This is a genomic window from Winogradskyella sp. 3972H.M.0a.05, assembly GCF_040493455.1.
GTDB lineage: Bacteria > Bacteroidota > Bacteroidia > Flavobacteriales > Flavobacteriaceae > Microcosmobacter.
On record NZ_JANFDA010000005.1, the window covers coordinates 127014 to 140698 of the forward strand.

Annotated in this window: 15 protein-coding genes; 12 read left to right on the top strand and 3 right to left on the bottom strand. The window is 35.4% G+C overall.

Going from position 1 to position 13685, the window contains the following annotated elements:
* Positions 1 to 11: 11 nt before the first annotated feature.
* The 6 genes from NCE97_RS11405 (at position 12) to serB (ending at position 4502) form a co-directional block, all read left to right on the top strand.
* Complete coding sequence (locus NCE97_RS11405) at positions 12 to 1319, top strand: 4Fe-4S dicluster domain-containing protein (RefSeq protein ID WP_353779394.1); 1308 nt, start codon at positions 12 to 14, stop codon at positions 1317 to 1319.
* Between the two features lie 239 nt (positions 1320 to 1558).
* Positions 1559 to 2341: a (Fe-S)-binding protein gene (locus NCE97_RS11410; protein ID WP_353779395.1), complete on the top strand. Its 783-nt coding sequence runs from the start codon at positions 1559 to 1561 to the stop codon at positions 2339 to 2341.
* 2 nt (positions 2342 to 2343) lie between these two features.
* Positions 2344 to 2541 carry a hypothetical protein gene (locus tag NCE97_RS11415; RefSeq protein WP_353779396.1) on the top strand — a complete coding sequence of 66 codons (198 nt, stop codon included), beginning with the start codon at positions 2344 to 2346 and terminating at the stop codon, positions 2539 to 2541.
* A complete protein-coding gene (locus NCE97_RS11420; RefSeq protein WP_353779397.1) occupies positions 2534 to 2704 on the top strand; it encodes a hypothetical protein in 171 nt (56 codons plus the stop codon). Before NCE97_RS11415 ends, NCE97_RS11420 begins: the two co-directional genes overlap by 8 nt.
* Positions 2705 to 3190, top strand: coding sequence for an ABC transporter ATPase (locus NCE97_RS11425; RefSeq protein WP_353779398.1), 486 nt, complete (start codon positions 2705 to 2707; stop codon positions 3188 to 3190). It abuts the gene before it with no gap.
* A gap of 88 nt (positions 3191 to 3278) precedes the next feature.
* Positions 3279 to 4502: a phosphoserine phosphatase SerB gene (gene serB, locus NCE97_RS11430; protein ID WP_353779399.1), complete on the top strand. Its 1224-nt coding sequence runs from the start codon at positions 3279 to 3281 to the stop codon at positions 4500 to 4502.
* Between the two features lie 32 nt (positions 4503 to 4534).
* Here the strand turns inward: serB and NCE97_RS11435 are convergent, their stop codons facing one another.
* Together NCE97_RS11435 and NCE97_RS11440 are read right to left on the bottom strand one after the other, a co-directional pair.
* The gene (locus tag NCE97_RS11435) at positions 4535 to 5365 is read right to left on the bottom strand and encodes a hypothetical protein (RefSeq protein WP_353779400.1); all 831 of its coding nucleotides are present in this window, start codon (positions 5363 to 5365) and stop codon (positions 4535 to 4537) included.
* 58 nt (positions 5366 to 5423) lie between these two features.
* Positions 5424 to 5897 carry a hypothetical protein gene (locus NCE97_RS11440; RefSeq protein ID WP_353779401.1) on the bottom strand — a complete coding sequence of 158 codons (474 nt, stop codon included), beginning with the start codon at positions 5895 to 5897 and terminating at the stop codon, positions 5424 to 5426.
* Between the two features lie 152 nt (positions 5898 to 6049).
* On the opposite strand from NCE97_RS11440, the gene NCE97_RS11445 reads away from it, so the two are divergent.
* Together NCE97_RS11445 and bshA are read left to right on the top strand one after the other, a co-directional pair.
* On the top strand, positions 6050 to 9004 hold the full coding sequence (locus NCE97_RS11445) for a serine hydrolase domain-containing protein (protein WP_353779402.1): 2955 nt from the start codon (positions 6050 to 6052) through the stop codon (positions 9002 to 9004).
* A gap of 97 nt (positions 9005 to 9101) precedes the next feature.
* Positions 9102 to 10238: an N-acetyl-alpha-D-glucosaminyl L-malate synthase BshA gene (gene bshA, locus NCE97_RS11450; protein WP_353779403.1), complete on the top strand. Its 1137-nt coding sequence runs from the start codon at positions 9102 to 9104 to the stop codon at positions 10236 to 10238.
* Between the two features lie 24 nt (positions 10239 to 10262).
* Here bshA and NCE97_RS11455 read toward each other — a convergent pair whose 3' ends face one another.
* Positions 10263 to 10835, bottom strand: coding sequence for a hypothetical protein (locus NCE97_RS11455; RefSeq protein ID WP_353779404.1), 573 nt, complete (start codon positions 10833 to 10835; stop codon positions 10263 to 10265).
* A 146-nt stretch (positions 10836 to 10981) separates the two neighbouring features.
* Between NCE97_RS11455 and NCE97_RS11460 the strand changes: the two genes are divergently transcribed.
* The 4 genes from NCE97_RS11460 to NCE97_RS11475 are packed head-to-tail and all read left to right on the top strand — an operon-like array spanning position 10982 to position 13685.
* Positions 10982 to 11602, top strand: coding sequence for a hypothetical protein (locus NCE97_RS11460; RefSeq protein WP_353779405.1), 621 nt, complete (start codon positions 10982 to 10984; stop codon positions 11600 to 11602).
* Positions 11603 to 11629: 27 nt separating this feature from the next.
* Complete coding sequence (locus NCE97_RS11465; protein ID WP_353779406.1) at positions 11630 to 12982, top strand: histidine kinase; 1353 nt, start codon at positions 11630 to 11632, stop codon at positions 12980 to 12982.
* Entirely contained in the window at positions 12982 to 13329 is a 348-nt protein-coding gene (locus NCE97_RS11470) for a 2TM domain-containing protein (protein WP_353779407.1), read from the top strand. The genes NCE97_RS11465 and NCE97_RS11470 overlap by 1 nt, the downstream gene beginning before the upstream one ends.
* Before the next feature lie 2 nt (positions 13330 to 13331).
* Positions 13332 to 13685, top strand: coding sequence for a 2TM domain-containing protein (locus NCE97_RS11475; RefSeq protein WP_353779408.1), 354 nt, complete (start codon positions 13332 to 13334; stop codon positions 13683 to 13685).

A 13685-nucleotide genomic window follows, 5' to 3' on the forward strand; every position in this document is an offset into this window, starting at 1 on the left:
CCAACCACAACATGGAATACTTACCAAATATAGTTTTTGCAATTGCGCTCATTCTGGGTGTAGGATACTTTGTTCGTAATGTAAAGAAACTTATTAGAAACATTAAACTAGGGCAAGATGTTGATGTAAGCGATAACAAGTCGCAACGCTGGAAAAATATGATCAATATAGCGCTTGGTCAGAGTAAAATGGTGCGTAGACCAATTTCAGGAGTGCTACACGTTATTGTATATCTAGGTTTTATCATCATCAATATTGAAGTTCTAGAAATTATTATTGACGGTCTGCTTGGAACTCATCGTGTGTTTTCAGGAATGGGAAGTTTTTACGGATTTCTAATAGGGTCTTTCGAAATATTAGCTGTACTAGTATTTATCTCGGTAATCGTATTCTGGATTCGTAGAAATGTGATAAAGCTAAAACGTTTCCTAAGTGCTGAAATGACAGGCTGGCCAAAGAACGATGGGAATTTCATCCTGTATTTTGAAATGGTTTTGATGACCTTATTCTTAGTCATGAATGCAACAGATGCACCATTTCAAGCTATGGATAATGGGAATATTATCAGTCAATATATAGCACCTTGGTTTTCAGGATTGTCAGAAGGAACATTACACCTTATTGAACGCGGAGCATGGTGGATGCATATACTTGGTATTTTAGTATTCTTGAACTATTTATATTTCTCGAAGCATTTACATATCCTATTAGCATTCCCAAACACATATTATGGTAGCCTTACGCCAAAAGGAAAGGTGAATAATCTAGAATCGGTTACCAACGAAGTGAAACTAATGATGGATCCAAATGCAGATCCATTTGCAGCTCCAACTGAAGGGGCAGAAGATGAAACACCTGCAAAATTTGGTGCTAGCGATGTGCAAGACCTTAATTGGGTACAATTGCTCAATGCATATACGTGTACTGAGTGTGGACGTTGTACATCGTCGTGTCCGGCAAACCTCACAGGAAAGAAGCTATCACCTCGTAAGATTATGATGGATACTCGTGACCGTTTAGAGGAGGTTGGTAAGAATATCGATGCTAATGGAGGTGAGTTCAAAGACGATGGTAAGCAGCTTTTAGGCGATTATATCACACACGAAGAACTTTGGGCATGTACAACCTGTAATGCTTGTGTAGAAGAATGTCCTGTGAGCATTAATCCACTGTCTATTATCTTAGATATGAGACGTTATTTAGTCATGGAACAAAGTGCAGCACCAATGGAGCTGAACAACATGATGACCAATATAGAAAATAATGGTGCGCCTTGGCCTTATAACCAAATGGATCGCCTAAACTGGAAGGACGAGTAATTATGAAAGGCCTAATACTATTTAAGACAGTATTGCTATGCATTGTAATGATGTATTGCTATGTTATGTCTTTATTGATGACATCTAGTGTAGATGTTTTATTGAGAAACAATAGTGTTCAGGTTTTCATTTTAATTCATATCATAGCAATAGCGTACTACTATATAAGAATCAAGCAGGTGAATCGTAAACATTATGAATTCAATACTGATTTATAAAGAAGCATAAACAAGAGAAGTATGAGCGAGCAACTTATAGTCCCTACAATGGAACAATTAATGGCAGAAGGTAGACAACCAGAGATTCTGTTTTGGGTTGGTTCTGCTGGGAGTTATGATGATAGAGCTAAAAAAATTACCAGAGCCTTTGTGAAGATTCTCAATAAGGCAAATGTTGATTTTGCTGTGCTTGGTGCTGAAGAAAGTTGTACAGGAGATGTCGCAAAACGTGCCGGAAATGAGTTCTTATTCCAGATGCAAGCCATGATGAATATCGAAGTCCTCAATGCTTACGAAGTAAAACGTATTGTGACTTGTGACCCACATTCATTCAATACACTTAAAAATGAATACCCGAGCTTAGGTGGAAATTACGATGTGGTACATCATACCCAGTTTATTAAAGAGCTTGTAGATAAAGGTCGTTTATCTCTAGAAGGTGAAACCTATAAAGGCAAACGTATTACCTTCCACGATCCTTGCTATTTAGGTCGTGCTAACGAGGTGTACGATGCGCCTAGAGAAGTGCTCAAAAAGACCAATGCAAATATCGTTGAGATGAAACGTCATAAGCGCACTGCATTGTGTTGTGGAGCAGGAGGAGCACAAATGTTCAAAGAACCAGAAAAAGGAGACATGGACATTAATGTATTGCGTACAAAAGATGCTTTAGAAACTAGTCCTAATATCATTGCAACCGGTTGTCCATATTGCAATACTATGATGACGGATGGCATTAAGGCACACGAAAAAGAAGACAGTGTTACTGTTTTGGATATCGCAGAACTAATCGCAAATTCTTAATTATGAGTAATAAACCTTCATTCATTAAGTTTAGAATTATAGCAGGCATCGTAGGTGGTGTTGTTTGTGGTGGAATAATGTATCTCGGTAAAACGTTTCTAGATGCGTCGTTTACCAATAATACCATACTTATAGTAGCCGCTGTTGTTGCGGTTATTTTCGCAATTATAGTGAAGCCAAAACCGAATCCAAATGCTTAAAGCTGCATTGACAAATGGCATCATTTGGACAGCATTAATGTTTGGGTTGTTTTACTTTACCAATAAACCTATCACAATTGAAATTTTTGCACTAATCTTCGTAGTATTTTCTGCATTGGGTGCAATTAAATTTTATTACAGAGAAAAAAGAAAGGAAGAATAAATGTTAGTAGATTTTAATTCATTACCAGATACTTCAAGAGTTTGGATATACCAAGCCAGTCGTTCATTTACTGACGCTGAAATAGAAGAGATAAAAGCTAAGTTAGATCAGTTTATAGAACAATGGACCGCTCATGGTAGCGATCTTAAGGCTGGATATGACATCAAATATAAACGCTTTATCACGATAGCCTTAGATCAGGATTTAAATACTGCAACGGGCTGCTCCATTGATGCTTCTGTGCATTTTATTCAACAGTTAGAAAAAGACTATAATGTTGATCTTATGGATAAGATGAATGTGTCCTACAAACAAGGAGAATTCATTGCTTATAAGCCATTGTCAGACTTCAGGAAGATGGCAAAGAACAGATCCGTTTCACTCAGCACTATTGTGTTCAATAATTTGGTGACCAACAAAGCAGAGTACTTAGAAAATTGGGAAGTGCCTGCAAAAGACAGTTGGCATAGTCGGTTTATTAAGTAAATAATTTACATTCAATTAACCACAAACACTTTCATATTTTAAATAGAATACCCATTTTTGCATCTTCCTTATTGAGAATGAAGTTCTTATGGCTAAAGAGATTTTCTTACTAAACATTTCTGGACAAGATAAACCAGGTTTAACGGCAGCATTGACTGAAGTATTAGCAGAGTATGGTGCTAAAGTTTTGGACATTGGTCAAGCAAACATTCACGATACCTTATCATTGGGTATGATGTTTGAAATTGAATCTGGGAAAAAGTCCGCAGCAGTACTTAAGGATTTGTTATTTAAAGCCTATGAACTTGGCATTACAGCTAAATTCAATCCAATCTCGCTTGAAGACTATGAAAAATGGGTAAAGCTCCAAGGAAAAGACCGTTATATTATAACAATACTTGGTGAGAAATTAGCTGCTGAACAAATCTCACAAGTCACCAAAGTCATTTCTGAAAAGAACCTCAATATTGATGCGATAAAACGATTAACAGGACGTTTGTCTTTGGTTGAAAAAGAAGAATATCCAAGAGCATCAATTCAGTTGTCAATAAGAGGGCGTATCGATGATAAAGAAGAAATCACCAAGAAGTTTATGGATATTTCCAGAGACTTAGATGTCGATATCGCATTCCAAGAAGACAATATCTTTAGGCGCAACAGACGCTTGGTGTGTTTCGATATGGATTCTACTTTGATACAGACCGAAGTTATTGATGAATTGGCAGAATTGGCTGGTGTAGGTGAGGAGGTTAAAGCCATTACAGAGTCTGCGATGCAAGGCGAAATCGACTTTAATGAAAGCTTTGAAAGACGCATGAAACTCTTAAAAGGGTTGAGTGAAGATGTGCTTCATAATGTCGCTGTTAATTTACCGATTACCAAAGGTGCGAAACGTCTTATTGATACCTTGAACAATTACGGTTTCAAAACCGCTATCTTGTCTGGTGGGTTTACCTATTTTGGACATTACCTTCAGGAAAAGTTAGGTATCGATTATGTTTATGCAAATCAGTTAGAAATCAAAGATGGTGTTCTTACAGGAAACTATATTGGCGATATTGTTAATGGTGAAAAGAAAGCAGAATACCTCAAAGAGATTGCAGAAAAAGAAGGTATTGATATTAGCCAAACCATAGCTGTTGGCGATGGTGCTAACGATCTGCAAATGCTCAATTTGGCTGGTTTAGGGATTGCGTTCCATGCTAAGCCAACTGTAAAGGACAATGCACAAAACTCAATTTCTAGCATAGGCTTGGATGGTGTCCTGTATCTACTGGGTTATCACGACAGACATATCGATTTGATTGAGTAGATTTTTTGATTAATCGAATATTTTAATTTCAATTATCTAGTATTTATTAATTCAGCAATTTCATCTAATAATTTGCAAGATTTGTCCTCTACCCAATAAATGCTATTTTCACCTTTAATTCGGAATATATATTCTATTTGAGAAGAACAAAGATCTAGGTCAATCTTTTGCAGTTTTTTTACGTCAGATACAAACTCCAAAAGTTTTTCCTTTATGTCTTTGCCTTTTGAATAAATCCATTGATCTTCAGGTTCGTCTTCATATCTAAGACCATATATTTTTTTTCTAAGAAAAAGCTCATCTTCTTCATTCGATATGAACTCTATCAGATTCCTAAAACCCCCAAAACATCCATAATTTTTATAAAGAATTTGCAGTGTATCTTTTCTTGTTAAATTTTCAATATTCAGGTGTTTAATATCTTTTTTATCATAATAATCACTTACCATTTCTGGAAATGTTAACTCGATATTTTTTTCAAAACGTAGTTTTTCTTGAATGGTGTCTTTTAATTCAGATATATATTTTAAGTGATATTGACCAATACTTAGGCTATCAAAAATTAGACTGGTATTGATTTTGTCATCTTGGATAAATAATTTTGGAATGATTATTTGATGAGATTTTTCAATAACCAATTCTGTCCAAATTCCTGAATGTGGAATATATACTTGAATGAAATTTCCTTGAGGTGAGTAATACACAGATTGCCTGCTTTCGCCTATAAAAGCTTTCCCTTTTATATCATCATTAGGAATGGATATGGTTTTTATATTTTTATTTAAAGAATCACTACAATTCTGAAAAGAAAATAGAAAACATAAGACTCCGAAAAAAAATAAACTATATTTTGTTTTATTCATTATTAAATGCTTTAAATAAAACTATAACATTTAAAAGTAACATACTGCAGGGTTTCAGTTAATTATCTAATAACCTCGATTGCCCACTTAGTAACTTCCAATGATCTTTTCGTTTTATTAGTGTTCCAGATTCTATTATAGATACAGTAGATTTCGTTCCAGAAGTATCAATCGTAATGCTCCGAACTATTCCAGAATAGTTTGCAATATCATTTGACAAAGGAAATATTTGCAATGTATCCCATTGCAATTCGATAGAGCGTAACGCTTTGGAGTTAATTTCCAAGATAGTCTTTACCGAATCATAAGAAAGAGCAGTTTTATATCCTGGTGGAACCCAAAAAAATTCATCTGAAATATCTAGATATTCAAACTCAGCCGTAAGACCTTTTTCATTGATGTCTTTATGGTAGACATGCAGCATTTTGGAAACTTCTTCGGAGACAAGACTTTTGTTCAAATCTTTTGAACTTTCAGTGCCGTTACACGAAATCAGTAAGAGTAGTATCGCAATGTAGCCTATAGTTCTCATTTTGATTAAAATCCTAATACATCAAAGCTATGAAAAAGTATATCATTTTTAGTTAATTACCTTGTGATAAATCTATCATAAAGTTTTCAAACTTGTACTTTAAAATACTATTTTGGCATAGTTTTTAAATGTATTTTTCTAAATACGCCACTATGAAGCATACCTTGTCCCTCATTACCATTTTAGCACTTTCAATAATTAATGGCTTTAGCCAATCGCACCCTTTGGCATCCGAAGATGTCGAACAACAACAGCAGTGGGTCGATAGTCTATACAATAGCATGACTTTAGAAGAAAAAGTTGGGCAATTGTTTATGGTTCAGGTGTTTTCCAACAAAGACAATAAGCATAAGAACGATATCGTCAACCTTATCAAAAAACAACATATAGGCGGTGTTATTTATTCCAAAGGAGGGCCTTACAGACAAGCTAGATTGAACAATGAATTACAAGCCGCAGCTAAAGTTCCTCTATTGGTTGGTATGGATGCAGAATGGGGATTGAGTATGCGATTAGATTCTACATACGCTTTTCCATGGAATATGACTTTAGGTGCTATTGAAGACAATAAGCTTGTCGAAAAAGCAGGATACCAAATAGGAAAACATTGCAAGCGTGTAGGTGTGCATTTCAATTTTGCACCTGTAACAGACATCAACACTAATCCTAATAACCCAATTATAGGGAATCGTTCTTTTGGAGAGGATAGAGATAATGTTACCGAAAAAGCTTCAGCCTTTATGAAAGGGATGCAAAGTGCAGGCGTGTTAGCCAATGCCAAACATTTTCCAGGACATGGCGATACTGAGCAAGATTCACACAAAACCCTACCAACCATAAACTTTAGTGAGCAACGTATCGATTCTGTAGAGTTATACCCTTACAGGCGGTTGATTAAAGAAGGTTTATCGAGTGTTATGGTGGCGCATCTTAATGTGCCAAGTTTAGAATCGAGATCTGGTTTTCCATCGTCATTATCTAAGTACATTGTCACAGATATTCTCAAGGAAAGGTTAGGATTTAAAGGACTAATCTTTACAGATGCCTTGACCATGAAAGGCGCTGCAGATTACGTGCAACAAGGTGTAGATGGTATTACAACAAAAACCTTTACAACAGGAGGCGAAATAGATTTAATGGCCTTTTTAGCAGGAAACGACGTCATGCTCATGTCTGAAAATCCTCAAAATGGTGTAGCAAAATTTGTAGCCGCATATAATGAAGGTATTATTACGGAAGAACGATTAGCACATTCGGTGAAGAAAATATTAATGGCTAAGTACAAAGTCGGGCTCAACGATTACAAACCGATTGGTATGTACAATCTAGCCAAAGACTTGAACAGACCGATTGATGATGCACTTTATGGTGAATTGATGGAGAATGCTATTACAGTTCTAAAAAATAAGAATGATCTGTTGCCATTGCGACATTTGGATACCAAGAAGATTGCTTATGTAAAGTTTGGAGATGATGATGGTTCAGCCTTTTATAACGAATTGAGAAAGTATGCTAAAGTTGATAAAGTCAATGCAGACAACCTTGATGAATTGTTAACCAAGCTAAAAAATTACAACACTGTTATTATTGGTTTTCATAAGTCTAATGCCAATCCTTGGAAGGGTTATAAGTTTACCCTAGAGGAAATAAACTGGATGTACGAAATTGCCAGAACCAATACAGTTGTACTCAACATATTTGCAAGACCTTATGCATTAATCGATCTAAAGAGCGAAACAAACTTTGAGGGCATTGTAATGAGCTATCAAAATAGTGAGATTGGACAGCAAAAGTCAGCACAAGCATTATTTGGCGCAGTTCCAGTAAAAGGCAAACTCCCAGTAACTACAGGTGAATTTTTCAAAGTAGGTGATGGTATTACCTATAATGGACTGCAGTCACTAAGTTATGGTATTCCTGAACGTGTAGGAATGAGTACAGAACGTCTTAAAGCATTGGACTCCATTGCTAACCATGCTGTAAATAATAAAATGACTCCAGGTATTCAACTACTTGTTGCCAGAAAAGGGAAAGTCATTTATAATAAGAATTTTGGTAAGCACACTTATGAAGGCTCTGAAAAAGTAAAGTTCGATGACATCTATGATGTTGCTTCTTTGACTAAAATCGTCGCAACCTTACCACTGTTGATGGAACTTGAAGAAAAAGGGATAGTTAGTTTGAATACTAAGCTATCACAGATACTTCCAGAGTATAAGGATTCAAACAAAGAAGATGTCACCATAAAGAAAATGTTGTCGCACTATGCGCAATTACGTCCTTGGATTCCATTTTATTATGCCACGTTAGATTCAGTAAGCAAAAGACCTCTGAAAGAATATTATCGAAAGTCATCACAGAAAGGATTCAAAATAAAAGTTGCCAACGAACTATATCTAAGAAATGATTATAAAGATTCTATTCAAGAAATCATAAAAGAAAGCGAACTCTTATCTAGGTTGAGGTACAGATACAGTGACTTACCATATTATATTTTGAAGAAGTATATCGAAAAACATTACGATAAGTCATTAGCGGAACTGGTTCAAGATCATTTTTACCGTTCCTTAGGCGCAAACTATACAACTTATAATCCGCGCAATACATTCAGTAATAAAAATATAGTACCAACAGAAGTTGATGATTATTACAGGTATCAAAAAATACAAGGTTATGTTCACGATATGGGTGCAGCAATGCAAGATGGTGTAGGAGGACATGCAGGTATTTTTAGCAATGCCAATGATATCGCCAAGATTATGCAAATGTACCTTCAGAAAGGCTATTATGGCGGCAAGCGCTATTTAAAAACCCAAACTATAGACAAGTTTAACAAGTGCTATTATTGTCATAGAGATAATCGAAGAGGCGTAGGGTTCGATAAGCCACAACTAGGCGAAGAAGGACCAACCTGTGGATGTTTATCCATGACTAGTTTTGGACATTCAGGTTTTACAGGCACTTACGCTTGGGCTGATCCTGAAGAAGAAATTGTCTACATCTTTTTAGCAAATAGAACCTATCCTAAAGCAGGGAAAAATCTATTGCTGAGAGAAAATATAAGAACAAATATTCAAGAGGCAATCTATAATGCCATTGATAATTGAGATTGAAAATATTCAATACCGAATTAACTTCTTCTTATCATTGAAATAGAATAAAAACACATAACTTTAACCACACAAAAGGCATTTATACTTTAATATGAAGATAGGAATCGTATGTTATCCAACATTTGGAGGTAGTGGCGTCGTTGCAACAGAACTAGGCTTAGAGCTGTCCAAAAGAGGTCATGAAATACACTTTATTACTTACAGACAACCAGTTCGCTTAGACCTCCTGAGTCAAAACGTACATTTTCATGAAGTAAACGTGCCAGAATACCCTTTATTTCACTATCAACCTTACGAATTAGCATTATCTAGTAAGTTGGTAGATATGGTTAAGTTACATGGGATTGAAGTATTACACGTACACTATGCTATTCCTCATGCTTATGCAGCCTATATGGCTCAAAAGATGTTGGAAGAAAACGACATATATGTACCCATAGTAACTACACTTCATGGTACAGACATCACACTTGTTGGGAGCCATCCGTTCTATAAGCCTGCAGTAACATTTAGTATCAATAAATCTGATGCCGTAACCTCAGTATCTCAGAGTTTGAAAGAAGATACACTGCGCTTATTTGATGTTGATAATGGAATACATGTCATCCCGAATTTTATTGATATTTCTAAATACAAGCACGATTATACCGATTGTCAGCGAGGCATGATGGCGGAAGACAATGAACGTATTATTACACACATCAGTAATTTCAGGGAAGTGAAGCAAATTCCAGATGTTATCAAAATATTCTACAATATCCAGAAAGAAATGCCTGCCAAATTAATGATGGTTGGTGAAGGCCCTGAAAAGGAACCGGCTGAGCGACTTTGCAGAAAACTTGGTATTTCTGATAAAGTGGTATTCTTTGGAAACAGTAACGAGATCGATAAGATTTTATGCTTCAGCGACTTGTTCTTATTACCATCATTGACCGAGAGTTTTGGTTTAGCAGCTTTAGAAGCTATGGCGTCTGGTGTCCCTGTAATTTCAAGTAATACAGGAGGAATCCCAGAGGTGAATGTACAAGGTGTTACAGGCTTTTTGAGTAATGTCAATGATGTAGAAGACATGTCCAAAAATGCCATCCATATTCTAAGTGATGACCTCAGATTACAGCAGTTTAAAGCTAATGCTAAGCTGCAATCCAATAAGTTTGATATCCATCAAATAGTACCTAAATACGAAGCAATTTATAAGGACACTTTCAATAAGTGTATGGTGATGTAGTCGTAAACTTGTATAATTATTTTGTTACTCCGCACTTGATGTGGAATCTTTGCGTCTAGTCTCGTAAACCTCAAGATTCTGAATTTCTTGCCTAAAGTGTTCTAAACGATCAGGATCATTTCTATAAAAAAGCTCAACTAAACTCATACTGTCAGTAAAGTATAATAAAGTTCCGAGACCTCCAATTATAATAATTCTAATGATATTTTCTTTTAACAGTCTTCTTCTTTTCATTACGTAGAAGATGAAAAAGACAACAATCGAAACTAATAACATTCCTAACGAGAGTTTTAAGCCCATTTGTCCATATGGCCAAAATTGAATTTTGAAAAGCATATAGATTACAATAAAGGAAAATACAAACCCTAGGCAAATAGCACCAATTATACCTAGAGCCGAAATATGTTGGTAACTAGATTTTTTGGCAATATCTCTTAAACGAATTCCATTCAGCAAAATAAACCCTAAGCCAAAATATAACATACCTAATAGCGTAGCACTAAGTGCCAATATCAATGAATTATATGGCCAGTTCATAAGCTTCATTATAAAAGCAATACCTATTAAAAAAGAGAGTGCTATTTCTAATTTTTTCATAAATAAATAATTAGTCTCAAATATAGTATTTATCACTAATTATTGTCACTTCTACATTTCATCACAAAATATCTACAATTCGGTAATTCATTCTTTATTGAGCTTTAAGGTTGAAGGATATTTGTTCCAAATTAAAATCAACAATAATGAAACATTTAATTATCCTCGCTTTTATGATAAGTTCTGCAATTTGTGGAGCACAAGGAAATTTTGAAAAAGGTATGCAAAAGGCCTTTGAACTTTGGGAAAACGACAAATGGGGCGAAGCCGAAAACTTATTTGAGCGTATTGCTAAAGCTGAACCAGATCAATGGTTACCGCACTATTACATTGCACAAATGAATAGTCTAAAAAGTTGGAACGAAAAGGACGAAACCGTTTTAAAATCACAGTTAGATAAAGCACAACAGCACTTGGATCTAGCCAAGAACATTAGTGAAAACAATCCAGAGATTATGGTATTACAAGCACATTTATATACCAATTGGGTTGCTTTTGATGGTGCCACTTACGGAATGAAATACGGACAGACAGTTACTGAAATTTATAACAAGGCTTATGAACTAGCTCCAGACAATCCTAGAGTAGTTTACAATAAGGCAGAATGGGGAATGGGTAGCGCTCGATACTTTGGGCAAGACACTAAGCCGTTTTGTAAGGACATCGAAAAATCCATAGAACTTTTTGCTAACTTTAAACCAGAAAGCGAATTGCACCCAAATTGGGGACAAAAAAGAGCTGAACAAGTATTAGCTTCGTGTAACTAATAAATTCCAAACCTTTAAAAGGAAACAATGACTAAGTCTTCTAAAAATATCATAATAGTAATCATAATTGGAATCCTAGTATTCGTACTTGGCAACTTCTTAGAAGGTGGTTTCGATTTTGAAAATGCTAAAGAGTTTTGGATAGAGTTAGGGTTTTATCAGCTATATAGTTTTGTGCTTGGCTATGCTAACATGTATTTTTTTGATTATCTAGAAAAATTCAGTTGGAAAAGGAACATAGGTGTAAAACGTATTGTCATTGGAATCTTTGGGTCGTTAATGATTACTCTGGTTTGTTTATTCTTTCTGAGATATTTAGTAATGTTCTTTTATACCAATGCAGGTATAACGTTCTCAGACTATTTAGATAACCAAAGTTGGGGGAATTACATATTTGGACTTTGGATTACGTTGACGATTGTTATTATTTTTCATGTTGTATACTTCTACAATCGTTACCAACAGACCAAAATAAAAGAGCAAAAGGTAATTGCAGGGACAGCTAGCGCTAAGTTCGATGCATTAAAAAATCAACTCGATCCTCACTTTTTGTTCAATAGCCTTAACGTATTGACCAGTCTTATTGAGGAGAACCCAGATAACGCACAACGCTTTACCACATCTCTGTCTAAAGTCTATCGCTACGTTTTAGAGCAAAAAAATAAAGACTTAGTAACGGTAGACGAAGAGTTAGATTTTGCCAGGACGTATATGTCCCTATTAAAAATGCGATTCGAAGACAGTCTCACTTTTGAAATACCAGAGAGCGCTTCAAATCCAGAGAGTAAAGTAGTGCCATTATCGCTTCAGTTGTTGTTGGAAAACGCAGTAAAGCACAATATGGTTACAACAAGTAAACCACTTCATATAAAAATCTATGAAGAGGGCACCAATCTGGTTGTGATGAACAACCTTCAACCTAAGCAGATCGTAAAAAAGAGTAGTGGAGTAGGCTTAGGAAATATAAAACAACGCTATAGCCTATTAACTAATAGGAAAGTACTAATCAATCAAGGAGCAAGCAGTTTTGCAGTAGCAATACCGATGCTTACAAAACAAGTAACAGTAATGAGAAAAATAGAATCAAAATCCGAGTTTGACGATAGATATGTCAGAGCTCGAAAACATGTAGAGGAAGTCAAAGAATTCTACTACAGTATATTATCATACATCGTCGTAATGCCATTTCTGATCTTTATCAATTGGTATACATCATGGCACTTTCAATGGTTTTGGTTTCCATTGTTTGGATGGGGAATAGGAATCGCTTTCCATGCCTATAAAGTCTATGTCAATGACGGTGTTTTGGGTAGAAATTGGGAAGAGAAAAAGATAGAACAATATATGCGTGAAGAAGAACAACGCAACAAATGGAACTAATGATGAATACTAAAGAATCATACAGAGACGAAGGTATTTACTTTAGAGCCAGACATCGTGTTGAGCGCGTTAGGAAATACTATACACATCTTATTATTTTCCTAGTGGTGAATATTATTATTTCTACTGGTAAAGTCATTAGAAATCTGAATAATGGAGAAACTTTTGAAGAAGCATTTTTTGACTTCAATACCTTTTCAGTGTGGATAGTTTGGGGGCTCATCATAATTATACATACCATTGCAGTATTTGGGTTTCCTTTAATATTGGGAAAGAACTGGGAAGAAAGAAAATTAAAACAATTTATGGACGAAGACCAATCTAAAGATTGGAAACAAAATATATAACTATGGAAAACTACGATATAGAACCATATAAAGATAGAGACGCAAGATCGCATTATGAGCGCGAAGAAGCTTATATGCGTGCAAAGAAAAAGCTAGACAAAATAGTTGGCTTTTATTGGCACTTGGCCGTGTATATTGTCATCAATATATTTTTAATCATACTTATAGGTTTAAACTCTGGCGAAGGCTTCACTGGCTTTGGGCCTTATGCAACAGCTACATTTTGGGGTATAGGGTTAATTTTCCACTTTTTAGGAGTATTTGGACCAAACTTCATGTTTGGCAAGAATTGGGAGGAACGCAAAATTCAGGAATATATGGATAAAGATATGCGAGACAGGCAACGTTATGAATAG